This is a genomic window from Hyphococcus luteus, assembly GCF_002943565.1.
Classification (GTDB): Bacteria; Pseudomonadota; Alphaproteobacteria; order Caulobacterales; family Parvularculaceae; genus Hyphococcus; species Hyphococcus luteus.
Genome location: NZ_PJCH01000005.1, coordinates 19,687 through 46,310 on the forward strand (window position 1 = coordinate 19,687; position 26,624 = coordinate 46,310).

Annotated in this window: 22 protein-coding genes and 1 pseudogene; 10 read left to right on the forward strand and 13 right to left on the reverse strand. The window is 59.4% G+C overall.

Features of this window, described 5'->3' with window-relative positions; genetic code table 11:
- Nucleotides 1–79: 79 nt before the first annotated feature.
- Both CW354_RS04905 and CW354_RS04910 read right to left on the reverse strand, forming a co-directional pair.
- Complete coding sequence (locus CW354_RS04905; protein ID WP_104828949.1) at nt 80–847, reverse strand: GntR family transcriptional regulator; 768 nt, start codon at nt 845–847, stop codon at nt 80–82.
- Entirely contained in the window at nt 844–1,404 is a 561-nt protein-coding gene (locus CW354_RS04910) for a GntR family transcriptional regulator (RefSeq protein WP_165793529.1), read from the reverse strand. Before CW354_RS04910 ends, CW354_RS04905 begins: the two co-directional genes overlap by 4 nt.
- 111 nt (nt 1,405–1,515) lie before the next feature.
- Between CW354_RS04910 and CW354_RS04915 the strand changes: the two genes are divergently transcribed.
- Nucleotides 1,516–2,355 (forward strand): MaoC/PaaZ C-terminal domain-containing protein, encoded by an 840-nt coding sequence (locus tag CW354_RS04915; protein WP_104828951.1) that lies wholly within the window; start codon nt 1,516–1,518, stop codon nt 2,353–2,355.
- A gap of 56 nt (nt 2,356–2,411) precedes the next feature.
- On the opposite strand, the gene CW354_RS04920 is transcribed toward CW354_RS04915, so the two are convergent.
- Nucleotides 2,412–3,665 carry a serine hydrolase domain-containing protein gene (locus tag CW354_RS04920; protein WP_165793530.1) on the reverse strand — a complete coding sequence of 418 codons (1,254 nt, stop codon included), beginning with the start codon at nt 3,663–3,665 and terminating at the stop codon, nt 2,412–2,414.
- A 244-nt stretch (nt 3,666–3,909) separates the two neighbouring features.
- On the opposite strand from CW354_RS04920, the gene CW354_RS04925 reads away from it, so the two are divergent.
- Entirely contained in the window at nt 3,910–5,220 is a 1,311-nt protein-coding gene (locus CW354_RS04925) for a serine hydrolase domain-containing protein (RefSeq protein ID WP_104828953.1), read from the forward strand.
- Nucleotides 5,221–5,260: 40 nt separating this feature from the next.
- Nucleotides 5,261–6,376 (forward strand): DUF3089 domain-containing protein, encoded by a 1,116-nt coding sequence (locus CW354_RS04930; RefSeq protein ID WP_104828954.1) that lies wholly within the window; start codon nt 5,261–5,263, stop codon nt 6,374–6,376.
- A gap of 133 nt (nt 6,377–6,509) precedes the next feature.
- On the opposite strand, the gene CW354_RS04935 is transcribed toward CW354_RS04930, so the two are convergent.
- On the reverse strand, nt 6,510–7,871 hold the full coding sequence (locus CW354_RS04935; protein ID WP_165793531.1) for an MmgE/PrpD family protein: 1,362 nt from the start codon (nt 7,869–7,871) through the stop codon (nt 6,510–6,512).
- 133 nt (nt 7,872–8,004) lie between these two features.
- Nucleotides 8,005–10,245, reverse strand: coding sequence for a TonB-dependent receptor (locus CW354_RS04940; RefSeq protein ID WP_104828956.1), 2,241 nt, complete (start codon nt 10,243–10,245; stop codon nt 8,005–8,007).
- 461 nt (nt 10,246–10,706) lie between these two features.
- Here CW354_RS04940 and CW354_RS04945 point away from each other — a divergent pair, with 461 nt between their 5' ends.
- Together CW354_RS04945 and CW354_RS04950 are read left to right on the forward strand one after the other, a co-directional pair.
- Entirely contained in the window at nt 10,707–12,956 is a 2,250-nt protein-coding gene (locus tag CW354_RS04945) for a TonB-dependent receptor (protein WP_104828957.1), read from the forward strand.
- 167 nt (nt 12,957–13,123) lie between these two features.
- Nucleotides 13,124–14,725, forward strand: a complete 1,602-nt coding sequence (locus CW354_RS04950; protein ID WP_104828958.1) for a long-chain fatty acid--CoA ligase — start codon at nt 13,124–13,126, stop codon at nt 14,723–14,725.
- A 162-nt stretch (nt 14,726–14,887) separates the two neighbouring features.
- Here the strand turns inward: CW354_RS04950 and CW354_RS04955 are convergent, their stop codons facing one another.
- The 5 genes from CW354_RS04955 to CW354_RS04975 form a co-directional block, all read right to left on the reverse strand.
- Nucleotides 14,888–16,606 carry a class I adenylate-forming enzyme family protein gene (locus tag CW354_RS04955; protein ID WP_104828959.1) on the reverse strand — a complete coding sequence of 573 codons (1,719 nt, stop codon included), beginning with the start codon at nt 16,604–16,606 and terminating at the stop codon, nt 14,888–14,890.
- A 79-nt stretch (nt 16,607–16,685) separates the two neighbouring features.
- Nucleotides 16,686–18,485 carry an acyl-CoA dehydrogenase gene (locus CW354_RS04960; RefSeq protein ID WP_104828960.1) on the reverse strand — a complete coding sequence of 600 codons (1,800 nt, stop codon included), beginning with the start codon at nt 18,483–18,485 and terminating at the stop codon, nt 16,686–16,688.
- Between the two features lie 18 nt (nt 18,486–18,503).
- Nucleotides 18,504–18,737, reverse strand: coding sequence for a hypothetical protein (locus tag CW354_RS04965; RefSeq protein WP_104828961.1), 234 nt, complete (start codon nt 18,735–18,737; stop codon nt 18,504–18,506).
- A complete protein-coding gene (locus CW354_RS04970; RefSeq protein WP_104828962.1) occupies nt 18,737–19,615 on the reverse strand; it encodes a TauD/TfdA dioxygenase family protein in 879 nt (292 codons plus the stop codon). Before CW354_RS04970 ends, CW354_RS04965 begins: the two co-directional genes overlap by 1 nt.
- Before the next feature lie 829 nt (nt 19,616–20,444).
- Entirely contained in the window at nt 20,445–21,050 is a 606-nt protein-coding gene (locus CW354_RS04975) for a TetR/AcrR family transcriptional regulator (RefSeq protein ID WP_104828963.1), read from the reverse strand.
- 269 nt (nt 21,051–21,319) lie between these two features.
- Here CW354_RS04975 and CW354_RS04980 point away from each other — a divergent pair.
- Nucleotides 21,320–21,751 (forward strand): annotated as a pseudogene (locus tag CW354_RS04980) (ATP-binding protein); the annotation flags it as partial.
- On the opposite strand, the gene CW354_RS04985 reads toward CW354_RS04980, so the two are convergent.
- Genes CW354_RS04985 through CW354_RS23905 form a run of 3 tightly spaced genes read right to left on the reverse strand, consistent with a single transcriptional unit; the run spans nt 21,729 to nt 23,273 of the window.
- Nucleotides 21,729–22,706, reverse strand: coding sequence for an SWIM zinc finger family protein (locus tag CW354_RS04985; protein WP_207764678.1), 978 nt, complete (start codon nt 22,704–22,706; stop codon nt 21,729–21,731). The pseudogene CW354_RS04980 and the gene CW354_RS04985 overlap by 23 nt on opposite strands.
- A complete protein-coding gene (locus CW354_RS04990; protein ID WP_104828964.1) occupies nt 22,703–23,113 on the reverse strand; it encodes a DUF3024 domain-containing protein in 411 nt (136 codons plus the stop codon). Before CW354_RS04990 ends, CW354_RS04985 begins: the two co-directional genes overlap by 4 nt.
- Nucleotides 23,114–23,147: 34 nt before the next feature.
- Nucleotides 23,148–23,273 (reverse strand): type II toxin-antitoxin system VapC family toxin, encoded by a 126-nt coding sequence (locus CW354_RS23905; protein WP_165793533.1) that lies wholly within the window; start codon nt 23,271–23,273, stop codon nt 23,148–23,150.
- Between the two features lie 94 nt (nt 23,274–23,367).
- Between CW354_RS23905 and CW354_RS04995 the strand changes: the two genes are divergently transcribed.
- The 4 genes from CW354_RS04995 (at nt 23,368) to CW354_RS05005 (ending at nt 26,590) form a co-directional block, all read left to right on the forward strand.
- The gene (locus tag CW354_RS04995) at nt 23,368–24,006 is read left to right on the forward strand and encodes a type IV toxin-antitoxin system AbiEi family antitoxin domain-containing protein (protein ID WP_207764679.1); all 639 of its coding nucleotides are present in this window, start codon (nt 23,368–23,370) and stop codon (nt 24,004–24,006) included.
- Nucleotides 23,999–24,862, forward strand: coding sequence for a nucleotidyl transferase AbiEii/AbiGii toxin family protein (locus tag CW354_RS05000; protein WP_104828965.1), 864 nt, complete (start codon nt 23,999–24,001; stop codon nt 24,860–24,862). Before CW354_RS04995 ends, CW354_RS05000 begins: the two co-directional genes overlap by 8 nt.
- Before the next feature lie 256 nt (nt 24,863–25,118).
- Nucleotides 25,119–25,505 carry a hypothetical protein gene (locus CW354_RS22980; RefSeq protein ID WP_133162186.1) on the forward strand — a complete coding sequence of 129 codons (387 nt, stop codon included), beginning with the start codon at nt 25,119–25,121 and terminating at the stop codon, nt 25,503–25,505.
- 173 nt (nt 25,506–25,678) lie between these two features.
- Nucleotides 25,679–26,590, forward strand: coding sequence for a hypothetical protein (locus tag CW354_RS05005; protein ID WP_104828966.1), 912 nt, complete (start codon nt 25,679–25,681; stop codon nt 26,588–26,590).
- Nucleotides 26,591–26,624 lie beyond the last annotated feature (34 nt).

Below are 26,624 nucleotides of genomic sequence, written 5' to 3' on the forward strand. Positions count from 1 at the left end.
AGCGAGCCTTTGGAAGGGACGAAAGGACAAATAAGCAGCGCGGGCGCGCCTCCTTTTGAGCAGCCGCGTCAGCCCGATATCATTCGCCGGCTTCCGCCAGCGCATCAAGCGGCAGAGGACTGTCGCCCGCCTCAGCCCGGCGGCGAATTTCAGCGAGACTGTCGAGCACTAGATCCCGGGCGAGCCGCTCGGCCTCGCCGACACGCCGGTTCTCGATGGCTTTACAAAGGGCGTTCCATCGCGCCGCCGAGCGCCGGCGGCGTTCGGGGCTGAGAATGCTCGCCCACAAAACCGCCACCTCCCGTTCGAACGCGCCCGACATGCGCCCGAGATAGTTGGCGCCCGATATGCTGGTAATCAGTACAGACACGGCGCGGCGCACGGTGATGTAGTGTCCGACAGTGGCGTCTTCCGTTGCCGCCAGGCGCATCAGCAGGGCCGCGCCGTCGGCGATGGCGCCGAGCGCGGCGGCGCTGGGTTCGGAAGCGGACGCCGCAAGACCGGCCTGAGCGGCGAAAAGCTCGGCGCGAATGTGAAACAGGCCTTCGAGCTCCTCATCCGTCAGCTTACGCACGATTGCGCCTTTGCGGCCGCGAAGCGCCACAAGACCGTCCCGGTCGAGCAAGCGCAACGCTTCACGCACCGGCCCGCGGCTGACATCGAAATGATCAGCCACCGCCAGCTCCCGGATCGATTCACCCGGCTTGAAATCGCCGAACTGAATCCGGTCGGCGATCCAAGCGGCGATATGGCCCGGCAGGGTCGGCGGCGGTGGTTGCGCGACGCCTGCGATCGTCTCCGCACGCGCGACAAAAGCCCGAATATCCGGCTCAAGCTCCGTTGTCATCGGCTTAGACTTTCTTCAATTTCAACGAGGCGCTCCGGCGCAACGATCGCTACATGCAGCGCGATGCGCGCCATCGCACGAACGAGACGTATGTTTCCGGACGATGCGCCGAGCCTTTCCAATTGGGCTTCAATCTGTTTCAGCCGGTCTGACGGTTGCTTTTTTGATTTGCCCTCAGGCAATGACGGTTGGATAGAGGCGTCGTGACGGCGAAGCTCTTCTCCCAGCAACCACCGCAAACGATCCCACACGATAAAAAGCTCCTCAGGCGGCGCGTAAGCCTCGGCAATCACGCGCGCCCCGCGCCGCGCCGAAACAATGATCGCGCCCTGTTTTTCCAGAAGATGAAACGCCTCCCGCGTGGTCGCCGACGTGCAGTCGAAGCGCTCCGTCACCGCGCGTTCCGTGATGCGCGCGCCCGCCTTGAATGATCCGTCCACGATCAATGCGCGCAACTCGTCCGCGACGACCGCAGGGCCGGCGCCGCTTTTGCTTGACGCATCGGAAGGTTTTGTCGTTTGGTGCTGGGTCCTGGCTTTTGTTGTTTTTCTTGTCACGTTCCTGAAGATCGTCCGCCGGTTGCTGATTAAGGGCTTGCATTCGTAAATAATTGACTTCATAGGGGTTAGGCAACCGTTTTATAGATTTTGCAAGCTCCGCCATTGCCCTTGCCTTCCGACATAGCCGGGCGCCGCTTCGGCCCGCTCTCATGGACCGCCACGCTGCGGCGTATTCTCGCTTATCGCGCCGCGCTTCGCCCGTCGGATGCGCAGTCGCTGAACGATGACAATGGAGGCGCGTTCCGCGCCTTGCCGTTTCACGTTTCGACGCCCGAATGGCTGCTTTCCTGTGAAATGATCAAATCATTTGAAGGCCTGGCGCCCGAAGAAGCCGAACGGGGCGTGGTGATTGGGCAAGACACGTCGTTTTTTCAACCGATCATCGCCGGGGCCGATATTAATGTTGAGGCGACGATAACCGGGCTGCGGCCCGCCCGTTCCGGCGCGATCCTTGCGGCGACGTTTGAAACCCGCAGCGCCGACGGCGCCGTCCTGCACGCCCGGACAAAAGCGACAACGATGTATCGAAACGTCGTCTGTGAGACGACAGGCGATACGCCGTCGCCCGTGTCAATTGCGCCGCCTGGAACGGGCGCGGTTGAGAGGGAATTACGCCTTTCTTTCGGCTTCGCCCATGTCTTTTCCGAATGCGCCGAAATCTGGAACCCGATCCATACGGAGTATCGCGTTGCAAGACGCGCCGGACTTGAAGAGCCCATCGTACACGGCGCTGCGTTGTGGGCGCAGGCCGGTCTTTTGATCGCAGATGTCTGCGCCGACGGTGAGCCCGGCCGCCTGAAGCGTCTAAGCGCACGTTTTCTGGCGCCGGCGCCGAACGGCGCGCCATTATCCTTTTCCTGCGAGCATGAAGACGGCGCGGCGCGATACGCTTTGCGCCTTGCCGATGGCGCGCTCGCTGTCGCAGGTGAGGCGGTTTACGCGCGCTAGACAAACGCCGAACGCCGGCGCAATGAACTTCGCCGGCATTCGAATTCGCTTGGCGCTTATGGGTTTGCGTCCACCTGATCGTCGATCAGCTCGGCGAGCCCCATGGGATTGATGATAAGCTCCACCGCGTCCTGATAACCGGACAGCAGGTGATCATCGAGATGGATATAGGCGGCCCAGTCTCTTTCAGGCGAATAGAAAGTGACCGCGCCCCATGCGCCGACGCCCATATAGATCGTTGAATGGCTCAAATCCTCAGGCGCAAACACCCACTGGCCGCGCGCATAGTCAATACTGAGTTTCTGCGCCGGACTGCTCACTACTGGAACAGGCTCACAATTGCCCACGCCGTCGCACCGGCCAGACTGGAGCGGTACCATGACCTCGGTCATGTCTGCGCGGGACGTCGCGTTCAAAAGCGCATGGCTGGAGCCGCACTGCCCACTCAAAAGGGCTTGCGCAAATGCTCCGCCATCGAACAAATCCGTTTCAAAGCCGCCCGCCGGCCATTCATTGCCGCTCCGCGTGACGGTCGTGTTCGGAAAGTTGCACACGCCGGAGCCGGTCAAATAGTTTTCGACGAGATCCGTGAAGCTGTAATTCGTCGAATAAGCGTGGTTGACCGCGTTCACCAGAACAAGGCCTAAAATCTGCCAGGACATGGGCCCATAAGAGAAGGCGTCGCCCGGCGCATAAACGCGAACGGCGTGATCTGGATCGTCGGCAATGTCGGCCGCTACCATTTCCTCGCCGCAATCTTCAAACGATACAAAGGGGTTGTTGATGCACGAGAACACATTCGCCGGCCAGGCGCTGACGCTTTCATGCCCTGTCGTCATGGTGATGAGATCGTCAATCGTCATATGGTCATACACGAGCCGCGGGGTTCCGCTGTCGTCGAACGCGCTTGAATTCAGCGACGTCGCATTGGGGATGTAATCTTTCACAAGATCATTGAGCGAAAGACCGACGTGCTGATCCTCAATAACAGCGAAGGCCAACGCCGCCGTATAGGTTTTGGACAATGACGCGACATTGAAATTGTGGTTGTCGACGAACGTCTCGCAATCCTGTCCGTCCCACCAGCCAAAACCGCTCCAATAAACGACCTGCCCCTTATGATAGACGATCAAGCCGCCGCTCTGGAACGGCGAATCTTCCAGCGCATCCTTAACGGCCGTCCAGTCATATCCAGAGGGCAACGTCGCCGGCGGGCAGTTTTCGTAAGACGCCGCGGCGGCCTTCCCAGCCAAAGTCATGGCAAGGAACGCCCCAAGCAGCGCGCCCGCTCTTCCCAGATGTTTGCTCATATGCCTCACTGTTTCCTCCTTGATTGACAGCGTTTCGCCGCCGCCAGGCGACTGGCGGCGCGAACGCATAGTTTTTGCCGGCCTACAAGGCGCAACAGTTGGGTCGGCTTTGTGACCGGAGCGCCGCCATATTGTCAATAATTGTCAAATGGTCAAGAAATCAGTGGATGTCTGGGCCGTAATCGGCTAATTTTCTCTAAAAAACCACGTTATTGAAATTTATTGACAATTATGGGAGGGAAAATTGACCGAGGCCTTCACCCGCCGCAGCGCGCTTGCCGCCGCCATCGCCGCGCCGCTCTCAACCCTCGCCCTGCCCGCCTGCAGCGCCAAGGCTCCCGCCGCTCCCTCCTTCAACAAGAGCCGGCTCAAAGAAGCCGGCGCGCTTATCGACGACCTTATCGACAAAAGACGCATTCCCGGCGCAGGCATGCGCATCTCGCGCCATGGCGAGCTTCTTTTCGAGCATTACGCAGGCGACGCGGATATGGCTTCAGGCAAATCCATTGCTCCGGATACGATCTACCGGGCTTATTCCATGACCAAGCCGGTGACGGTCGCAGCCGTCATGATCCTGATCGACGAAGGCATGGTTTCCCTTGACGCGCCCGTTGCATATTATGTTCCTGAGTTTTCCGACCTCGCCGTTTTCGTGTCGAACGATGGCGACGCCGTTAAGACTGAACCCGCCGAGACGATGCGCGTTCTTCATCTCCTGACGCACACGTCCGGCATCAGCAATAGCTGGAACCCCGGGCCTATTTCCGCCCTTTACCGCAAAGCCGGGCTTGTCTCGGCCCAATACGCCTACAATCCGGAAATCAACGCCGGTCTTCCGGAATTCGCCGCGCGCCTCGCTAAGATTCCGCTGGAGTTTCAGCCCGGCTCGCGATGGCTTTACAGCTTTTCTCCCGATATCGCGGGCCTGATTGTCGAGCGCGTAACGGAAGAGAGTTTCGGCACCTTCCTGAAAAAACGCATTTTCGATCCTCTCGGCATGAAGGACGCCGATTTCCTCGTTCCCGCCGACAAGGCGGAGCGCCTTGCAAACATGTACTCTTTGAAGGACGAAGAGCTCGTCCTGGCGGAGGCCGCAGCCGAATCGCCCTTCCTGCAAAAACCTTATGTCGAATCGGGATCCGCTGGACTTTTATGCACGCTGGCCGACTACGACCGCTTCGCCGATATGCTTGCAGGGCTCGGCGAAAGCGGGGGCGTGCGTATTATGAGCGAGGATAGCGCCCGCACCATGATGTCGCCCCATATCGGCCCCGATATTCTGGGCGACGTCTTCAAACAATTCATGGGATTTGCGTCCGGCGGCTCTGGCCTTGGCATGGAGATGGCGCTTGGCGGCGCCGTCTTGACCGATCCCGCCATCGCCGAAACGCCGGGCCTTAAGGGCGAATATAGCTGGGGCGGCGCCGCCAGCACGACCTTTTTCTCGGTTCCCGACGCCGGTCTGTCGGCGACACTGATGACGCAGCTTTTTCCGTCGGGAACGCTGCCCTTGCGCGACATGCTGAAAACCGCCGTTTACAAGGCCCTTGATTAAACCGCTCCTGAGCGTATCCGCGCCCTGTAGGAAACACCCAATGAAAAAGACAATATCGGTTTTGTTCGCAGCGCTGATGACGGCCGCTTGTTCCTTGAAAAACGAGGACGACACGGGACTCGCCCGAAGGCTGTTGCTCAAGCCGGATCACGATTTTTCGCCGGATCTCGCGCCGCCCGCCCCTGACTATGCGAACGACGATGCGTGGGCCGCTCTGCCCGGCCGCGAAGACAACGCCGATCAGACGCCGGAAGGCGTGGAGAACGGCGAAGAAACCGCGCGCGCCGACGTTTTCTTCATTCATCCCACCACCTATTTCAAAAAGGACGGCTGGAACGCGCCTTATGACGATTCCGGCGAAGCCCGCATGAGCGTCGAAAATGGAACTCTGCGCGGCCAGGCGAGCGTTTTCAACGGCTGTTGTCGCGTTTTCGCGCCGCGCTATCGCCAGGCGACGCTTTACACGTTCTTTGCATTCAACGAAAATAGCAAAGGAGCGCTCGATCTCGCCTATCGGGATGTCGCCGCGGCGTTCGATAATTTTGTCCATGAAAGAAACGATGGACGGCCTTTCATCATCGCCAGCCACAGCCAGGGCAGTTATCACGCCATGCGCCTTCTTGAAGAGCGCGTCATGGGCGCAGACCTTATGGACAGGCTCGTCGCCGTTTACGCGGTCGGGGGGCCTGTGCCGGAGGCTTTTGCGCCGGACCGCCTGCCGCCTTGCAGCGACGCCCGGCAGACCCGCTGCATCGTCGGCTGGAACACGGTTAGCAAAAACGCCGAACCCGATCCGCGCCGTGACGAACACGCCCTCATCTGGCTCGACGGCGAATACCAGCCGATCGCCATGCGCCCTCTGCTATGCGTCAATCCGCTGAACTGGAAAGCAGGCGGCGCCGCACCCGCGAGCGACAATCTCGGCGCGCTTTCGGGCAAACAGGAGCCCGACGCCTTATCGGCGCCCCTGCCTCGCCTCACCGGCGCGAGATGCGAAAACGGATATCTGGTTATCGATTTCGATAAGGACATAGACGGATTTAAAAGCCGGCTCACGAAGAACGGTTCTTATCACGTTTTCGACTACAATCTCTTCTATATGAATATCCGCGCAAATGCGATCGATCGGGTCGACGCCTTTCTTGAAGAGCAATGAGGCTGATGATCGCAAGAATATCCCCCGGAAAGTGAGTCGGGGAACATTTTTAAGCTTTTTTGTTTTGCGCGCGTTCGGCGCTTCGCGCCTCACTATCCGAAAACCGGTTCCCGTTTTTTGGAAGGCGCTCTAATTAATCGCTGCAAAGTTTCTGTGCATGCCGCACCCAGTCTTGCATGGAGCGCGCGTTTTTCAGGCTCATGCAGTGTGCCCGCAAATCCGCTTTTCGCCTTTCATTCAGACGCGATCCGGCAAGCGCGTTGAATTTATTCACGCGCTGCTCTGCATTGAGTGGGGCAGGCGCCTGACGGTCCGGATCCTGCGCAACGGCGAGAATTCTTTCTCCGTTGCGAAGCACGATTTCGATGGAAAGATGATCGCTATCATTCACTTCAAACGATCCGGACCGCGCAAGCGAAATGATTTCCGGATCCTGGAACGTCTCTTGCGTGTAATCGCCGGGCAGAACCGAACGGCGCGCCAGCCACATGGCGACGACAAAGCTGAAATTGAGCGCCGCCCCGATCCGCGATGACGGCGGCTCGAAATCATTGATCTTGCGCGCCACAATGCGGCTCCAGGCGGCGTTGCCGCGAACGATGAAGCTTTCAACCGACGCCGGATCGAGATCGGGCGGCGCGGCGCTTTGCAGACCGTCAAGGGTCGGAATAATTGAATGCGACGCCGCGAAGAATTTGGGCCGCAAATAGAGCGGCCCTTCCAGCCGGCCAAGGTCGTCCGTGAATGTCTCGCACGCCGGCGCGTTCGTTCCCGCAAAGAGCCGGTAAAGTCCGGCACGCCCTTCGAGGAAGCGCTCGGCCCCGCGTTCGCCGAGGCCGGCGAGATCGACGCTTTCGATCGCCGCGCGCGCCGCCCGCGCGACGATGATGCGCTTTTCATCGCTCTGATCGAAATAATACTGAAAGACGCCGCCCGCCGCCGAGCCGGCAAGCGACACCGCTGCGGCGATTTCTGCGGGCGGGCGCTTGCGCAAAAGCGCGACCGCCGCCGCCGCCGCGGGCGGTCCCCAGACGCCGGAGGCCATCCAGCCCCGCCCCTGAATGGGCCCCACAGACTGGACCAACCGCCCCTGCAGCGTGTATCCGAGCCCCGCGGCCCGCAGGAATGCAGCGCCGGTTGTGTCTGCAGCCTGCGCTGCGGCGAGACACGCCGGCATGATGACCGCGGATGCGCGCAACTCGCCCCGCGGATCGCTGTCGTCGATTTCCGCAGCGTGAAGCAGATACGCCATCGCCGCCGCGGCGCCGGTTTGCGACGATGACAAATCCGCCGTTAAAACATCCGCCTCCTCGCCCGGCGCGCTTGCCGCAAAATACCGCGCCGCCGCCACGGGCCGACGAAGCGAGCCCGCATAAAGCATGGATCCGACGTTATCGATCAGCGTCCATGCGAGCCGTTCTTCGACTTGTGGCGGCGCGCGCTCAGGTAGGGCGCTCGCGGCCTCTGCAATCGCTATGGCGTAACTATCCCGCAAGGCTTTGCTCTTTCTGGCCAATGTTTGTTCAGCGAGCGCCCGCGCCGGCAGAGCGCCGGCCAGCGCGACGGCGGCGCCAAACAAAGTCCGGCGCGTGATGTTGTGCCTTTGCAGCGGCGAACATGCGCCTTGCTCAAAAGCTGTAGCGCACTTCGACGCCCGTTGTTCTCGGCGTGCCGAACCGTTGCGTCGTCGCCTCCTGGAAGGTGAGATATTGCTCGTCGAACACATTGTTGATGAATCCTGCGAATTCGATCCCGTCATAAGCCACGCCGAAACGAAGATTGACGATCTGATAGTTGTCAAGCGGCGGCGACGGGATTGTAAGCTCCTGGGTTCCGCCCCATTGTCCGTAAACAAACAAGTTGGCGAAAACGCCTATTCTATCGTTGAGCTGACGGCGATAATGAAGATTTGACGACGCAAGCCAGTCCGGCGTCTGCGCCGTTGGCGTGCCGGCGAGAGGACCGTCCGTCACTTCCCCATCCTGACGCGAGGCCGCCACGGTCGCTGTCAGCGTTCCAGCTCCAATGTCGAACGCACCGGAAATTTCGGCTTCGACGCCCCAATTGCGCGCCTCGCCCGCATTATCCAGAAAGCTTATCGGCGCCACCGGACATTCCGGCAGCGTCACGCTGCATCCATTGTCGCGCTGCACGATGAGATCATCGGCTTCCGCAACATAGCCGGCGATGGCGACATAAAGATCGCCGAGCTGACCTTTGACGCCGCCTTCATACTCGCGCGTCGTCTCATCATCATAGGCGGCCGGAATGGGAACCGGCTGCATGGGAATGCCGAGGTTGGAATTGAATCCCCCCGCCCGGTAGCTGCTGCCGACGCTGCCGTAGATCTGCCAGTCTTCCGCAAAGCGATAGGCAAGCGTCGTCTTGTAGGAGACGTTGTCGGACGAACGGTCCGTATCGAAATTGAAAGCATCCCCTCCGGTCGGAAGGCCGGTGAAATCGTCGACGAGCGTCGAGACTTCTGACCGGTCGTCGTTCGTGTAACGCAACTCCCCCGAGATATTGAGGCGCTCTGTAAGATCGAAGCCAAGCGACCCGAAAAACGCATAGGAATCGTATTCCGCATCGACGTCCGCCAGCGTCCTTGTGAATACGCCGGCCACCTGGTTCGTCTGAGTGAGCCGGACGCTGTCGCTGTCTTGCGTCAGATATTCAAATCCAAGGAGCCAGTTCGCGCGTTCGTCAACGAAATCGCCGGTCAAATAGGCGACTTCGGCGATGGTTTGCGTTTCGTCCTCCACGGAGGCGAAACTCGCCCCGCCGAGCGGAAAGATGACGAGCCCGTCGAGGAAGGCCTGAAGCGCGAACTCCGGCGTAATGCCGTCAGCGTCAAAGGTATATTCGGAATTGCGTTGACGGATCAGCGTATTCGAATGGAACGTCGCCCAGCCGAAATCATATTCGATTGAAAGGCCGCCGGCGGTGATTTCCTGATGCGCGAACGGCGCCGTGCTGTGATCGTATTCAAAGGGCGGCTGAACAAACCCGAGTGGAAAGATCGGTCCCGGCGCTATGACGACGCGATATGTAATCGCAGGGACGTCAAGGTCCTGGCGCTCGCCGAGCAGCGTGACGTCCAGCCGGTCGTTTTTATATCGTATCTGCCCGCGATAGTCCGCCCCCTCCTGCCGGTCGAAATAAACGTCATTGCTCGGATCATAGAAAAAGCCTTCGTTCTGATGCACGCCGTCGACGCCGACGCGAAACGCCCACTCATCGGAGGGCGAAGCGTTCAACACGAGCTGGCCCTCCTTGCCCTTCGTCTGTGTCGTGTAGCGCAGGTCGAGATAACCGCTGTTTTCAAACTGCGGTTTGGTCGTAATCAGATTGACGGCCCCGCCGACGGCGTTGCGCCCGTAAAGCGCGCCCTGAACGCCGCGCAGGATTTCAACGCGCTCCGCATCGAAAATGTCGACGCGCGCGAAGCTGCGCCCGCCGACGGCTCCGCCGCCGATATAAACGCCGTCCCGATAAAGCCCGACGCTCGGATCGGCGTCCGTCGCCCGCGCGGTCGATGAGCCGCGAATGGAGACCTCGGAATTGACGGGCGACGTCGTATCGAAAAATCGCACGCCCGCCTGACCGGCCAAGAGGTCTTCAGCGGAGCGCGGGCCGCCTCTTTCTCGAAGATAATCATCCGATAAGACCGCCGCAGACGCGGGCAGGTCCGTCAGGCTTTCTTGGCGGCGGCGCGCAGTCACGACGATCAGGTCCCTTTGGCCTGCGCGCGTTCCCCGATCGTCATCGCCGCCGTCGCTGGAGGGTTCATCCTGCGCCGCCGCGCTGCCAAGTGCCGAGAACAACCCGACCAACGCGGCGCCCGCCGCCCAAACGCCTTTTGACTTCATACTCGCCTCCCTCGCCCGACGCCGTCGGGTCTGCAACGGCTCGTTTGCCGCCCTTATCTGTATTGTTGCGATCTCATAATATGTCAATTATTCACAAATTGGAAGCCAGCATCTTATTAATGCGCCTAGCCGAGCATCCGGCGCTCTTCAATAAAAAGACGTTGCGAGATGCCTGAAGCAAGTTCGCACTCAGGCCTTTAGGCTTGCCAAGATCCTTTTTTTCCGATGGTTCCTGGCATAGCAGATGACGGAACATCGCACTCGAAACCGGCGTCACACGGGTCGCCTCAAAACCCGAAATGCAAGTCTAGAGGCGCCGGTGCATTTTCTTGTTGCCATCTGGATCGCAATAAGTCAATAATCGACATTGTACAACGCACATACAGCGCCCGTTCAAAAAGCCGGCAAGAAGCGCAAAGGCGGGCGGCGCCTCGAAAGAATTCAGGCGCAAGGGAGGGAAAATGCATAAACGCATCCTGGCGGCTTCCGCCTGCATCGCGGCGCTTGCAGCGAACGCCGCAGCTCAAGAAAAAAGCGCGGCCTCCGGCGACGACTTGATTGTCGTGACAGCGCAAAAGCGCGAGCAGAACATTCTCGACGTCGGCGCAACCGTCACCGCCATCGGCGGCGACACCTTGCGCGAGGCGCGCATTCTCGACATGCGCGACATCGCGGGTTACGTGCCCAATCTCGACATCCGCGAGCAGGCACCCGGGGTTTTGCCCGTCATCACCATTCGTGGCGTCGGCCTCAACGACTTCAGCAGCACCAACAATCCGACGGCCGGCGTCTATATCGACGAGGTCTATCTTTCCTCGCTCGGGCTCCTGACTTTCGATTTCTTCGACCTTGAAAGGATAGAGGTCCTGAAAGGCCCGCAAGGAACGCTTTACGGCCGCAACTCCACCGCCGGCGCCGTCAATTTCATCACCGCGAAACCGGATTTCGGCGAAGCGACGAAGCGGTTGTCAGTGAGTTACGGCAATTTCAGCACGCTCGAAGTCGAGGGCGTTGCGAATTTGCCGGTCAGCGACACGTTCGCCGTTCGCCTCGGCGCAAAGACCATAAGGCAGTGGGAAGGTTACTATTTCAACCGGACGATCGACGACGATATCGGCGAACGCAACATCGTTCTCGGCCGCGCGCAGATGCGCTGGGCGCCGAGCGAAGCGGCCGACATCATTCTCAAGGTAGACGGCTATTCCAACAATTCCGGCATCGGCCAGGGCGCCTTCTTCGGAGGATTTGATTTCACGAATCCGCCGACATTCCGCTGCGCCGCTACAGCGATGGGCATGGTCGACCCGGCCTGCACCAGTCCCTTCGGCTACAGCGACCAGGACGGAGATCCGTTCACCGGCGACTGGTCGGCGATGCAGTTTTACGACGCCCGGCAGGTCGGCGCGACGCTGCGCGGCGTCTTCGATCTCGGCGGCGTCGAACTGACAAGCGTCACCGGCTTTATCGATCACTACCGCGAGGCCTTCAACGATATCGACGCATCCCCGGCGGTCGCGTTCGAATTCATTCCGACGACCGACGTTCGCCAGTATTCGCAGGAATTGCGTCTCGCCGGCGCGTCGGGGCGTTTCGACTGGCTCCTCGGCGGCTTCTGGTCGCGAGATCATATCGTGGTCGGCTCGACGGGACTTGCGGACGACTTTTTCAGAACCCGGACGAGCGGCTTCGGCGATCAGGAAACCGATTCCGTCGCGGGTTTCGTCCATGGCGAGTATCAGCTTACCGATGCGCTGTCGCTGATCGGCGGCTTGCGGCTCACCTGGGAAGAGAAGACCTATACGGCCCGCGTCTTCGACGACAACCCGTTCGGCACGAGCTGCCTCATCAGCCTTACGTGCTCGCCGGGCGCGACGCCGCCGGTCACGCTTGCGGCGGCGGACAATCTTAAAGCCGAAGACACCAACCTTTCCTGGAAGGCGGGGCTCGACTGGAAGCCGTTCGAGTCGACGCTGTTCTATCTGAGCGCGTCGCGCGGCGTGAAATCGGGCGGCTTTTTCTTCGGCTTCACGACGAACAGCGCTTCGTTCCTGCCGTTCGAGCCGGAAAGTCTTATTTCCTACGAAGCCGGCGTCAAGCATCAGACCGCCGACGGCGCGCTGCGCTTCTCCGCCAGCGGCTTTTATTACGACTACAAGGACATCCAGTCCTTCGTTCGCGATCAGGCGAGCGCCATTCCGTTCCAGCGCCTCGGCAATGTCGACGAGGCGAGGCTCTTCGGCGCTGATCTCGAAGCGACCTTCACGCCGCCGCAGATCGAAGGCTTCACGCTGAGCGCGGGCCTCGGCCTTCTCGATTCGGAGCTCGGCGAGTACGTCGCGCTTTCTGGCCCGGTGCCGGAAGGCAACGAGTTCCCAAACGCGCCGGACGTGACCGTCAACATGCTGGTGCGCTATGAGCGGCCAATCGCGGCGGGCGTCAACGGCGTCATCCAGATCGACGGCCGCTATTCCGACGCCACCTTCAAGGACGCTCTCAACACCGAACTCATCGCCGCGGACAGCTTCTCCTTATGGAACGGCCGCCTCGCCGCCGCATCCGACGACGGCGTGTGGGAGGTCGCCTTTTGGGCCAAGAACATATTCGATAAGGTTTACAAGGTTCAGGGAGTCGATCTCACCAGCCTCGGCTTCGGTTATGAAAACTACAACCCGCCACGCACTTTCGGAGGCACGGTCACCGTTCAGTTCTAGCCAGGACCTGAACGGGCCCCGGCGTGGGCGGCGAAATCCTCCCTTTCTCCGCTCACGTCACTCTTGCTCAGAACGCGCAGGGCGCCCAACCTCATCGTCGCCTTCCGCACAATCTGATATGTATCTAAATGCATTTGAGACGGGAGGCGAACGTGCTTCAGGGATTGATGCAGCGATCGCCGCTGTTGATCAGCGGTGTTCTGGATTACGCCGCCAGCGCCCATTGCGACCGGGAAATTGTTTCGAGGCTCGTCGATGAACCATTATGGCGTTACGATTACGTAGGGCTTCGCAGGCGCGCCGCTCAATGCGCGCGAATGTTGCAAGTGCTCGGGGTTGCGCCAGGCGATCGCGTAACTTCGCTCGCCTGGAACACGCACCGGCATCTGGAGCTCTTTTACGCAGCACCGGGCGCCGGCGCCGTCCTGCACACGGCCAATCCGCGTTTTTCCGAGCAGCAGCTCGTCTACACGATCAATCACGCCGGCAGCCGCGTCCTGTTATTCGACCGGTCCTTAATTGATCTCGTCGCGCGCCTGCGGCCGCAGCTTCCCTCAATCGACACATACATTCTGCTGGCGGAAAACCCGGACGGCGCGCCCGAAGAATTAAAAGCAGCAGGTTACGAGGACCTGATCGCCAAAGAGGATGAAGACATTGAATGGCCGGTGTTCGATGAAAACGCCGGCGCCTTTCTGTGCTACACGTCGGGGACGACCGGCGATCCCAAGGGCGTTCTTTACAGCCACCGTTCGGTCGTCCTTCACGCGCTCGCCGCCGGCCTGCCGGGCGCTTTCGATTTCTCCGCGTTCGACTGCATCATGCCCTGCCCCTCGCTCTATCACGCAACTGCCTGGGGCCTTCCTTTCGCGGCGGCGATCAACGGCTGCAAGATCGTTTTGCCTTGCGACAAAATGGACGGCGCCAGCCTTCAGGAGCTCATCAAGGACGAGGGCGTGACTTTTTCCGGCGGCGTGCCGACGGTGTGGACCATGTATCTCGACCATCTGGCGCGCTCGGGCGAGACGGCCGAACCGCTCAAACGCATCATCATCGGCGGCTCCGCCGTGCCGCGCGCCATGGCGGAGACGTTTCAGAAGAAATACGGCGTCGCGGTCCGCCAGATCTGGGGAATGACCGAAACCAGCCCGCTCGGCGTCGTGGCGACGCCGACGCCGAAAGTCGCCGCACGCGGGAAAACCGAAATGAACGACGCGATCTGGACCCGTCAGGGACGGCTCCAATTCGGCATAGAACTGAAGATCGTCGATGCCGATGGGAACGCGCTGCCGCATGACGGAAAATCGTCCGGCGCGCTTCTCGTTCGCGGCCCATGGACGATCGAGCGATATTTCCGTGCGGAAAACTCCGCGCTTGACGCCGAGGGCTGGTTCGACACGGGCGATATCGCCACCATCGATCCTGATGGCTTCATGCGCATTACAGACCGGAGCAAGGACGTCATCAAATCCGGCGGCGAATGGATCAGCTCAATCGACATAGAGAATGCGGCCGTGTCGCATCCGGCTGTTCGCATCGCCGCCGTCGTCGGCGTCGCGCATCCGAAATGGGAAGAGCGCCCCATTCTCATTGTCGAGCTTCTCGACGGCGTGACGATGTCGGCGCAGGCCGTCCTCGATCATGTCGCGCCGCATGTTGCGAAATGGTGGCTTCCGGACGCCGTCATCTTCGCAAAAGTGCCGCTTACGGCGACGGGCAAGATCGACAAGAAGAAGCTGCGCGATCAGTACCGCGCCTATCTGTTATAGGAGCGAAGCGAGCTACGCCGGCCGCCTGCTGGCGCCATCCGGTTTCCACGAGCTTTCCTGCCTTTGCGCCGGAATCCTATTTCGGCTGGCCGACGCCGCGTTCGGCAGGCTCGCCGTCAAGCGGGACTATCTTTAGATTGCCGTTTGCCTCCGGCGCGCCGGTTAAACGCTTGCGCCATCGGCAATCCGCGCGAGGCGGAGCTGCCTGACTTTTCGCCGGTCGATTTTACCGCTTGCGAGGCGCGGCAATGAGGACGCCTGAAAATCGATCCGTTCGGGAATCTTGAACCTGGCCAGCCTTGGCGCCAGAAAATCCCGGACCGCCTCGGCCGTCAGATTCGCGCCGGCCCTTGGCATGATCGAAGCGGCCACGATTTCGCCGAGGCGTTCATCGGGCTCGCCGTAAATGCAGGCTTCTTCGATGTCGGGATGCTCGAAAAGCAGGGCTTCGATTTCATTGCAGCTTACATTTTCACCGCCGCGAATGATGATTTCCTTGATGCGGCCCACGATATAGAGGCAGCCATCTTCGTCAAAACGCCCGAGATCGCCGCTGCGCAGCCAGCCGTCCTGAAAAATCTCCCGCGTCGCTTCCGGCTTATTCCAGTAACCCGACATATTGGCGATCGATTTGATCCAGATCTCCCCTTCCGCGCCCGGCGGAGCGTCGTGTCCGTTCTTGTCCGCCAGGCGAATCTCCACAATCGGCGCATTCGGCAGGCCGACGCTGTCGGGTTTGGCCTGATATTCGTCGGCGAAAATCAGCGCGCCCAAGCCGCAGGTTTCGGTCATGCCGTAACTGGCTTGCGGAAAGACTTGCGGCAGGTTTTCCGCAATGTAGCGAATGCGGGCGGGCGGCGTCGCGGCGCCCGAACCTGTGATTTCAACGAGGCTATCCAGAGTCTTGCCAGCGCGCGACGATGCGTAGAGGAGATCCATGACCATGGCGGGCGCTCCGTTGAAGTGGCTGATCTTTTCCTCCTCGATCAGGCGCAGCGCCTCGGCCGCGTCCCATTTATTCATCATGACAATGCGCCGCCCTGAAATCAGGGACAACAGAAAGCAGGCGTAACAGCCCGCGACGTGAAACAGCGGCATATTCAAAAGCAGCGCCCTGTTTTCGGCGGACGGCAAAATATCGAAAAGCTGCTCGACCGCCGCGCCGAGATTGAGCCAGAACCAAAGCGCCTGAACCAACCCGCGATTCGTCGCCACGACGCCCTTCGGCGCGCCCGTTGAGCCGGATGTGTACATGATGCAAACGGCGTCATCGCCGGCGATCGAGACTCCCGGCCAGTCGCTCGCATTGCCCGCATTGCACAGATCGTCAAATGTCAGGCAGGACTTCGTGGCGGGCGTCGTCCTGCGCGCCAGGATGGCGCGGACGCCATCCCGCTCAAGATAATGCCGCAACCGCGCGAGACGCTGTTCATCCGAGAAAACGAGTTTCGCGCCGCTATCGCCCATAGCGTAGCTGAGTTCATCAGCCTCCCACCAGGAATTCAAAGGAACGACGATGCCGCCGCAGGCGGCGATCGCCAGAAAGGCGATCATCCATTCGGGACAATTGCGCATGGCGATTGCGACGCGATCGCCTTTCTTCACGCCCAGCTCATTGACAAGCCGGCCAGCCAGGGTTGCGGCGCGGTCGAGCAATTCGTCAAAGCTCAGCCTTTCATCGCCATAGCGCAAAAATTCCTGCGCGCCAAAATGACGGCCGCGCGCGATGAAGACGTCCCGCAAGATTTCGGGCGCATGGCTGTAGATTTGATACGCAACGCCGTCGAACTCCTTGCGTTCGGTTTTAAATGGTCCGTCCTCCCGGTTCAGGCCGTAAGCTTTCGCATGAATCTGGCGATAGATGCTGGGCTCTTGTGTCATGGCTGGTCTGTCCTTGCGATAAGTCCGTCTTTTTGTATGAAAATGGGAGGAGCCGCGGCGCGCATGGCCGCGCCAATGATCATTCGCCGATAAAGGATTCTGGTGTTACGGTGAGGCACGTATCGTCCAGCGATCCCACCAACCGGAAAACATGCTCTGTCTTGGGCAGCTCATAGTTGAAGAAAAAGCGGCAGGCGGCGATCTTCCCCCGATAAAAATCCTTATCCGCCTCTTTTCCGCTTTCCAGCCCGTTAATCGCGGCAATCGCCAGTCTGAGCCACATCCACCCGATGACCACATGGCCGAAGGCGTCCAGAAACGGTGTTGCATTGGCGAGCGCCCGGTTGACGTCGCTGCATTGGCTGATGCGCATGATCGTGGAATGGCATTGGTCCAGCGCTTCTTTCAGCGTGCGCGCTTCGCCCTCCCGTCCGACGGTCGTCGAGGCGGCGGCGAGCGTCTTCTCGATTTCCGCGGTAAGCAATTTTAAAGCGGCGCCGTCATGTATGCGGACCTTGCGGCCCAACAGATCGAGGCCCTGAATGCCGTGCGTTCCTTCATGAATGGCATTGATCCGATTGTCGCGATAATGGCGCTCCACCGGATAGTCCCGCGTATAGCCATATCCGCCAAGCACTTGGATGGCGTGTTTGTTCGCCTCAAGGCAGAATTCGGACGGCCAGGATTTCGCGACCGGCGTCAAGATGTCGAGTAAAAGTTTCAGCTCCCACCGCTCGTCATCGTCGGTTGAAAGGCGCTGACGGTCTACAAGCGTAGCGCAATAATAGAGAAGCGCAAGCGCCCCTTCCACATAGGCCTTCTGCGTCATGAGCAGGCGTTTCACATCCGCATGCTCGATAATCGCAATCTGCGGGCTCGCCGGATCCTTGTCTCCGGGATGGCGTCCCTGCAGACGCTCGCGCGCATATTGCAGCGAATAGAGATAGCCGCCGAGCGCGCTCATCGTTGCGCCGGCGCCGACGGCGAGGCGCGCCTCGTTCATCATGTTGAACATATATTTGAGGCCCTGATGCGGCTCGCCCACCAAATAGCCGCGGCACTCGCCCGCTTCGCCGAAATTCAGCGCGCAATTGGTCGTGCCGCGATAGCCCATTTTGTGGTTGAGCCCGATGAGGGAAACATTGTTTTTCTCGCCGACGGAGCCGTCGAGGTTCACGCGGTATTTCGGAACGATGAAAAGCGAAATGCCCTTCACTCCGGGCGGGCCGCCCGGAATTTTCGCCAGCACCATATGGACGATATTTTCGGAAATCTCCTGTTCTCCGCCGGAAATCCACATCTTGCTGCCGGTGATGCGATAATGGCCGTCATCGGTGGGCGTCGCCATTGTCTTGATATCCGACAGCGACGAGCCCGCCTGCGGTTCGGAGAGGCACATGGTCCCGAACCATTTGCCTTCCAGCATCTTCGGCAAGAACATCGCCTTTTGTTCGGCGTCGCCACATTCGTTCAACAGGTTCGCGGCGGCGACGGTCAGGAACGAATAGCCCGCGACGCTGAGATTGGCGCAGGCGAACATGCCCTGCACGGCCTGGCACACCACCGAAGGCAGTCCCAGGCCGCCGATCTCCTGATCGAAACCGGCGGCGAAAAAGCCGGCCTCGGCGAAAGCGTAAAGCGCTTCGCCTACCTGCGGCATCATCGACACTTTTTCGCCGTCGAAGGCCGGCTCATTCGCGTCGAGTGCGCCGGCGAACGGCAGAAATGCTCTCTCCGCCATGTTCTGCGCAAGATCGAGCACTGCGTCGATGCTGCCGCGGTCGAACTCCGTATAGGAACCATTTCGCAAAATCTCATCGAGATCGCCGACTTCATAGAAAAGGAAATCGATATCCCTGCGATTAACGATTAATGACATAAGACGAACTGAACTCCCTCATATTTGCGAAACGACGTCATGGGACCGTCTTTCACGAAGTGGTAGGCAGACAGCAAAACGCCGGTCACGATGACTACCAGCAAGAGAAGCGTCTGCAATCTGCAGCACAAAGAACAGGCCCGGACCGATCTTCACGAATTCCTTAAGCGAAGTACATACGCCAAACCCCGCGAACGCGACGACCTGCGCCGACTTCGACAACTCGGCAATCGCGACGAAGACGGTTTCCATCAAAAGGGTTTTTCGCCTTTGATCGTGACGCGATTGCCGTAACGGCGGTTGGGCCAGTAATCCCAAATGGCGTGATGCTGCACGCAGCGGTTGTCCCAGAAGGCAAGAGAGCCCGGAGTCCAGCGAAAACGGCATTGAAAAGCGGGATGCGCCGCATGCTGAAAGAGAAAACGCAAGATCGCATCGCTCTCGCAAGGGGATACGCCGTCAATCGAAACAGTGAAGCCGGAATTCACATAAAGGCATTTCTTGCCGGTTACAGGATGGGTGCGCAGGATGGGATGGCTGGACCTCGGATAAGACGGCTTGTCTTCGACGCCAAGATTGGCGTAAAGCCCGCGATAAACATGCTCGCCGTCATGGGTGGCTGTCATCCCTTCCAGGTAGGTTTTCATCCGTGACGAAAGCGCCTCATAGGCGGCGTACATGTTGGCGAAAAGCGTATCGCCGCCTTCCGGGGGCGTTTCCTTAATATAAAGCATGCTGCCGAGCGGCGGCTCGGCGTCGCAGGAAACATCCGTATGCCATATTTCACCATTCGCCCTGGCCGAATTCTCATCGGCCGCAATAATCATGATTTCCGGATGACCCGGCTCGCTCGGCGCGGCGGGATGCGTATGAAGCTCGCCGAAGAGACGGCCAAAGGCCGCATGCTGTTCAAGGGTCAAGGACTGACCACGGAAGAAGATGACGAGATTTTCCGTGAACGCCTGATGAATCTCTTCGAGCACATCCTCATTGACGCCGGCGGCGATATCGACGCCTCCGATTTCAGCGCCGATGACAGGCGTAAGCCTGTTCACCTTGATCTTCCGATAAGCGGCGGAAGGCGCGCCCACGGCGGCAGCGCTTAACGGTTTTTCTTTCAAATTCGTCATAGGTGAGATCCGATTTGAGCTTTCGGCATAAGGGCGGCGCCGACGCACGGCTTTCTTGCGCGCGTCCTGCGTTCGGTCTGCGGCGAAAACGGGCGAAAGGCGCACGGCGCGGAAACCGCCGCGCCGAGGATAGACGCAAATCGCGCGGCGCGATCAGCGCTGGCCCGGGCCGCCAAACAAGCGACAAGTTCAGGGCGCGTCCTTTGGCTTCGGTCACTTCTGTCCCCTTTGTTGCGTTGCGGCATGATTTCAGTCGAGCATGCCGTACCGGTTTCCTTCCGCCGACGACTTATGGAACGCCAATTCATCATTATTGTCAATAATTGACATTAGATTTCGCCAATTTATATTGTCGCCACAAGCCATCGGCGATTCGCTATCCGGCCATGAACGTCGATGTAAGGGAGCGGCGTCATTATTTCTCTTGGGGGCCGTTTGCTTTTTTTCACATTCTTTCCTATCGGCGGCCGGAAATTCGGCCCGTTCCCATGGGAAGCTGACGAGCACCGCATGCGAAACGCAGGGAAAGACCGGCCTGACGCTTCGTATTGGCCGAAATCTTCAAGGAAACTACGGGCCGACTTGGATTCGCCCCAGTCTCGCCGGTGCCGGATATTATCGCACCATCGACAGGTGGCGGTCATGCGCCGTTAGATGCGGCCTGTCTCGGCCCTAATGGAAAACAATCAAGCGGTCGTCGCCATAGCGGGCGAGGAAGTCGTTCCGTAATAGTAAATTGTGAACGCATTGGACGAAACCGAAATCGATGAGGCCGGATGCAGAACGCTCCCCTCCACGTCGCCCGCACGGTTCCCAGCTTCTCGGCGGATCAAGGCTTGCTGCGGCGGAACAGATTCTCGACAACTTCCTTCACGATGCTGACGACGGCGGGGAGATCGAGCTTCGGGTTGATGATGTTGCGGATGCCGATCCCCTGAATCAGGGCGATGAAAATTTCAAGACGGGTTGCGAGCTCTTCCTGATCGCTGCCCTCGCCGAGACAGGTGAACAGGCGCGCCTTCATTTCGGCGTCCGCGGTGCGCAATATGTCCGCAATTTTGGGATTGCGCATGGCTTCGGCGGTCATTTCGAGCGTGAGCGCCGACCAGAACGGATTGGCGCTCGAATCGACGCTCTCTTCAAGATTGTCGACCATGAGATCCACAACCTGATCGCCCGCCCGCTCCAACCGCCCGAAGATCGACTCCTTTTCCTCGATATGGCCGCGGACCATCTCGGCGATGATCTGCTCCTTGCTGTCGAAGTAATGGTAAATGTGGCCTGTGCTCATCTGCGCTTCGGCGGCGATCTGGGCCATGCGGGCGCCGCGAAATCCACTTTTAACGAAGCAGCGCGCGGCCGCAGTCAGAAGCCGATTACGCTGGTCTTTCGTTTGGGGGGCGGCCGCGGTCATGATTTTCGTCACCCTTTCCATCTCTTTTTACTTTTGCGATGGATGATCGCCCGGACGTGCTTGACATGATCCCACAGGGGTTAGAACAAACGTTCGCTCTAATCAAGGACCACCGCCGGGTGGCAACGTGCAATCTGGGAGTCGTCATGTTGCGGTTTGAAGGGAGGCATGTGCGCATCGCCGCCGCCTTTGCGTTATTGGCGGCGTCGTCGTACGGCGGCGCCTCGCGCGAAGCGGCGGGCCCGCCGCCCGTGCCAGAAGTTCTGGTTTAGACGGTCAAGACGGAGCCGATCACCGTCAGCGTCACGGGAACCGGCAAGACGCATCTGGCCATCGCCATCGCGCGGTCCTTCATCCGAACCGGCAAGCGCGGCCGCTTCTTCAATGTCGTCGATCTCGTCAACAAGCTGGAGGCGGAAGCCCGCGCCGGCCGGCAGGGCCGCATCGCCGATCATCTGACGCGCCTCGACTTCGTCGTCCTCGACGAACTCGGCTATCTGCCGTTCGCACTCTCCGGCGGCCAGCTCCTGTTCCATGTCGTCAGCCGGCTTTACGAACAGACCTCGGTGATTGTGACGACGAACCTCGCCTTCGGCGAATGGCCGAGCGTCTTCTCCGATCCGAAAATGACGGCGGCGCTCCTCGACCGGCTCACCCATCACTGCGACATCATCGAGACCGGCAACGACTCCTGGCGGTTCAAGAACCGCGAAGCAGCCTGACCGAAATATCCCCGGCTTCCACAGGCCCGATCATCAAACCGCGGCGTTCGCCCGTTCGCATCGGAAGCTTCTCCCATGCTTCCATGGCGAGATGGCGATATTCGGCGAGCCCTTCCTCGCCCAGCACATCGGCGTAAAGCGCGGCGGCGCCGGAGAACGTATCGTAGTCCTCCTCCATTTCGCGGGCGAAGAGTTCCCCAGCGAACGCGACCGGATCAGGCCGCGCCGCCCGCGCCGCGTCGAGGTGAATGTCGCGCGCGCGGTGCAGCAGCCAACTGCAATGGCCGTCGGAATCGTCGATATGTTCAATGGCGCGCTCTATCCCGTCGATGGCGCGCTCAGCGAGTTTCAGCGCCAAAGCCCCCTGACCCGCCGCCGGCAGGCCGGCGAGCGCGTCAAGCGCGGCATCGACATTGGCGGCCCAGTCGGGCGCTCGGGCGTAGTCGATAAACCCGCGCGTGCGGGTCGCCTCGTCGATCGCCTTGCGGTAGCGCTTTTCCAGCGTTTCTTCGTCTTCGCATTCGACGGCGGCGGCCATGTCGAGCCTGCGCAGGAGGGCCGGATCGTGTTCGGCCATTTCAATGATCATGTCGACAAGCGCGTCGACGCCTCTCGCCTTCAAATGAACGCGAATGCGGGCAAGGAGGCCCCCGCCTTCCGGCTCTTCGCCGCCGGCGGCCGCATTGGCCGCAAGCGCCGTCGCAACCATGTGCTTGCAGAATCCCCGCTCAAAGGCCGGGCAGGAACATTCTCCGTCGATGTCCTCCCCGCGCCCTTCAAGAACGACGCGATAATCTTCCGTCCCGGCGACCTGCGCCAGCACGCGCTTCGTTTCATAGCTTAGAATTTCAACATGTCCGTCGCGATGATAGGCCGCGCCGCGCGCGAAGACTTTTTCTCCCGCAAGATCGCGCAGGATGTCGGTGTCGAAACGAATAGCGCCTTTCGTCTTCATATAGGCGGCTGCAGCATGCCGTCGGTCTCGATCAACCGCAACACCTCCTCCAGCGTGACGGCGGCATGCAGGCGAAACCACTGCCCGGTATGTCTATGCCACATGACATCGAAGCGGGTTTCTTTCAGGTATTCTTCCACATGATCGAGGCGCGTGAACGCCGAATTGAACTCCTCGCCGAGATTGTCGGAAAAGCCAGACCGGTAGCGCGTGATGAAGCTGTATTTATTCCCGCGCCATTTGCCGAAAATATCGACGGGATAGTTGAACTCTGTCGGGCGAATCTCGGGCAGGAAGCGGGGTTTTAGCGTTTCGGCGATGAAATTGTCGCAACTGGCTGCGATCGCAGCTTTTTCGCCGCTTGTCAGCGTTTTGACCCATATCCGCCGTCCTTTTCGATTCGGCATCAAGCAACCTCATGTGGATTGATACAAGCATCAATCATGTGACGTCCGCCGTCCACGGATTGATAATATCTACGCCGGTATTGCGAAACTCGCTTTCGTTGCGGGTGAGGACTTTGAAGTTCCGGTTCCGCGCCATGCCGGCGAGAAAAGCGTCGGGCAAATGATCGTCGAGCGGCTCACCGCGGCTTTCCGGAGACGTTGACGGGAGCCTGACTCGCTGTTACTATTCATCGGAGTAAATCTGTATTTATCCGATGAATAGTAACATAGCCGCCCGGACCAACCAGTCTCAACGCAGCCGCCTCGTCGAGTTTCTTCGGCGCAGGAGCCTCGCGCGCGCCGCTGAAATCCGTGAAGCCGGCGTGGATGCGACGACGATCGCAAGAGCGCTTGCGGATGGCGTCATCGTTCGGCTTTCGAGAGGACTTTACCAGCTTCCCGGGAGCGCCGACGATGCGAACCAGGCTCTTGCCGAAGCCGCAAAACGCACGCCGAAGGGCGTCATCTGCATGACCTCGGCGCTGGCGTTTCATGGGCTAACCGACCAGATGCCGAGAAAAGTCTGGATCGCGATCGGTCCGAAAGACTGGAAACCGTCCGAGACGGGATATCCCCCGCTTCGCGTCGTGCGCTTCACCGAGCCCTACCTGTCAATGGGGATCGAGCGCCACAAGATCGCAGGGGTCGACACGCGTGTTTACAGCGCGACGAAAACCATTGCCGACATCTTCAGGAACCCTAAACTGGTCGACCGCTCAATCGCCGTCGAAGCGATGCGGTCCGCCCTCAAGGATCGGATCGCAACGCCCGCCGAAATCGCCGAAGCCGCACGCGAGGGCCGCATCTGGAACAAGGTCCGCCCCTATCTCGAAGCGCTGACATCCGATGGCTAAACCACCCGACAATATCGCCGTCTCCGTGAAAGCGCGCCTCGCCAACATATCTCGCGCGACGCAGACGCCGTTCGACATCCTGCTCATCCAATATGTTCTCGAACGCATCCTCTATCGCCTTTCGATATCCTCCCACCGTAAAAACTTCATCCTCAAGGGCGGCATGCTGCTGGCCGTCTGGATTCCAAATGATGCGCGCGTCACACGCGATCTCGACCTGCTCGGCCACGGCGACGCCTCTGAGGAAGCGGTCCGCCGGATATTCGAAAATCTGCTTTCGATAGAGATGAACGACGGCATTGTCTTCGACAAGAATGCTCTTCGGATCGCACCGATCCGGGAAGAAATTGAATATGGCGGCCTCCGCGTAAAAACCACGGCCTTCCTGGAACGCACGCGCGTCCCGGTCGTGATCGATATCGGTTATGGCGACGTCGTCACGCCGGAGGCGCGCGACATCGACTATCCGGTTCTCCTCGATTTGCCGTCGCCGAATATTCGCGCCTATCCGATCGAGACTGTCATCGCTGAAAAGTTTCATGCGATCGTCGCCCTCGGCATGGCGAATAGCCGGATGAAAGACTATTACGATCTCTGGACGCTCGGTCGCGTGATCGCCCATGCCCCCTCTGCTTTGGCGCCCGCCATTGCGGCGACCTTCGCGCGCAGAGGCGCGGAAATCCCAACAGCGCGCGCCGTCGGTCTTTCGCAAACCTTCGCGAGCGACGAGGTGAAAATTCGTCAATGGCGGCTGTATTTGGAGAGCCTGGGGGTCGAAGAGGCCTCTCTGAGCACCGTTGTCGACTTGATATCGGCGTATCTGATGCCGGCTTCGATCGCGGCGACGAAGCGCTGAGCGTGCCGACGAATTGAGGTGTGAACCATTGCTTGAATCAGGCAGAAGCGATCGGAGAATTTCTGGAGCGGTCTTTAAGACGGCGCTCGATAGTTTGGAACGAAACTCGCGCACGCAGTGAAAAAGTTCCGAGTTGCTCACAAGCAAGGACCGAGATTACACAGATTCACTGTTGGGAGGGCGAACCGCTGAATGACGGTGGCCCGCCTGACGGTTGTAAAATCCGCTCCCGGATTTTCTGGCCCTCTAAGCGGACTTGGAGAATGAACGCGCGAATTTCGATGATTTTACCTTTGCACATATCGCCAATTCCACCTCAAACGAACCCCAAACCAATCACAACAAACAAATTTTGAGTGTGCGTAGCTACATGGTTGATTTTATGGAGGATGCGATTGGCGCGATCCAGCATGGCATCCTTGCGAGAAGGATGATGAAGCAGCATCGCCCAAGCAAACCTTGCGTGGCTCGACTTCGCTCATACGGGAGACAGGGTTCACTGGAGCAGCACCAATCGCGGCAAGAAAGCCGCCGCCATATTGAGGCACGACTAAACGGATTTCTCGCCGCCGATTTTGCCGGATATTGCCCGAACGAACTTCAAGCGACCCACAAACCAACCCCAAACGAAAAATTCAGTTGATCGATGCGCGGAAGCTAACTGGTTGAATTCGTGCTGTTTTTAGAGTTCAATTTTGGCAAAATGGTTGAATTCGGGAGGCAGGGGCCGCGTGTTCGAATCACGCCACTCCGACCATTTCTTTCATCATGCAAGCGTGTCAGGAATAGCGCGCGACGATATGGGGGAAATGAAAAATGGCGGCAAAATTCATCATTTTACTTACAGCATTGGCGGCGGCGCTGGCGCCCGCTCATGCGTTTGTCCGCAAACAGAATGCTGCAATCTCGAAATCGGGTCAGGTGCTCGTCTGCTCCGGCGGTCTCGGGCGCGAATGGTCGTATAGGTATAATCGCCTGATCGTGAGCCCGAGCGAGACCTCCTATCCGGCGAAAGTGAAAGAAGTTCGCTATCTCGACCCCTTTCACGAATGCAAAAACAAGCAGACGCAGAAAAAACGCCTGATTGAAGGCGAATATGCTTTGACGGACAAGGCCGACATGCGCGTGATCGGCGATCTTTGCGCCGCAGAACCCACCATTGTCATTCACCGCCTTTACGCCAACCCAAAGCTGACGCCGGAAAATATTTCAGCGCTGAAAAACCAGCGGCGTTCTCCCTATGATTTTTATGTTCGCTCCCAAACAGGCCTTGCCACAGGGATGCGCGTTGAAGCGATGCTGAAAGCTTATAAACTCCTTGCTAAGCAACAATGCGGACAATTGCCGCAAACCGTTCGAATACTCGGCCGCACAAAATTCAACGACGCCTACAGAATTGAAGGGTCCGCTTATCGCGGCAAACAAAAACGCAACGATTACGCCTTCGAACAGTTTTATTCCGGCACTTACTATCCCCAGAGCGCCGAATTCCGGCTTGTGCATGACGACGAAGAGCAGTCCATTTTATACCGCGTTCTGGAAGGCGAGTTTCGCAACTACCTCGCAAAACAGTATCGTTACGATCCCAATCGCGCCGCGCTCGGCCTCAGCGTCATTGCAAGCTGGGCGCTGGCGACGCAGACCAAGGGCGGCGTGGCGGCCGATCCCCTATGTTTCGATTATACGATCCCCGCCGCTGAGCGCGCAGCCCTTGGCTGTCCATTTTAGTGAGAGGCGGAGGCGAAACGCCCCTCCCCGCAGG

Coding starts and splice junctions, on each gene's coding strand:
- CW354_RS04960 (WP_104828960.1), bottom strand. CDS start 18,485: ATGTCATTAATCGTTAATCGCAGGGATATCGATTTCCTTTTCTATGAA.
- CW354_RS04940 (WP_104828956.1), bottom strand. CDS start 10,245: ATGAAGTCAAAAGGCGTTTGGGCGGCGGGCGCCGCGTTGGTCGGGTTG.
- CW354_RS04965 (WP_104828961.1), bottom strand. CDS start 18,737: ATGGAAACCGTCTTCGTCGCGATTGCCGAGTTGTCGAAGTCGGCGCAG.
- CW354_RS05000 (WP_104828965.1), top strand. CDS start 23,999: ATGGCTAAACCACCCGACAATATCGCCGTCTCCGTGAAAGCGCGCCTC.
- CW354_RS04920 (WP_165793530.1), bottom strand. CDS start 3,665: ATGAGCAAACATCTGGGAAGAGCGGGCGCGCTGCTTGGGGCGTTCCTT.
- CW354_RS04930 (WP_104828954.1), top strand. CDS start 5,261: ATGAAAAAGACAATATCGGTTTTGTTCGCAGCGCTGATGACGGCCGCT.
- CW354_RS04985 (WP_207764678.1), bottom strand. CDS start 22,706: ATGAAGACGAAAGGCGCTATTCGTTTCGACACCGACATCCTGCGCGAT.
- CW354_RS04950 (WP_104828958.1), top strand. CDS start 13,124: ATGCAGCGATCGCCGCTGTTGATCAGCGGTGTTCTGGATTACGCCGCC.
- CW354_RS04995 (WP_207764679.1), top strand. CDS start 23,368: ATGAATAGTAACATAGCCGCCCGGACCAACCAGTCTCAACGCAGCCGC.
- CW354_RS05005 (WP_104828966.1), top strand. CDS start 25,679: ATGGCGGCAAAATTCATCATTTTACTTACAGCATTGGCGGCGGCGCTG.
- CW354_RS04975 (WP_104828963.1), bottom strand. CDS start 21,050: ATGGAAAGGGTGACGAAAATCATGACCGCGGCCGCCCCCCAAACGAAA.
- CW354_RS04905 (WP_104828949.1), bottom strand. CDS start 847: ATGACAACGGAGCTTGAGCCGGATATTCGGGCTTTTGTCGCGCGTGCG.
- CW354_RS04990 (WP_104828964.1), bottom strand. CDS start 23,113: ATGCCGAATCGAAAAGGACGGCGGATATGGGTCAAAACGCTGACAAGC.
- CW354_RS04955 (WP_104828959.1), bottom strand. CDS start 16,606: ATGACACAAGAGCCCAGCATCTATCGCCAGATTCATGCGAAAGCTTAC.
- CW354_RS04970 (WP_104828962.1), bottom strand. CDS start 19,615: ATGACGAATTTGAAAGAAAAACCGTTAAGCGCTGCCGCCGTGGGCGCG.
- CW354_RS04945 (WP_104828957.1), top strand. CDS start 10,707: ATGCATAAACGCATCCTGGCGGCTTCCGCCTGCATCGCGGCGCTTGCA.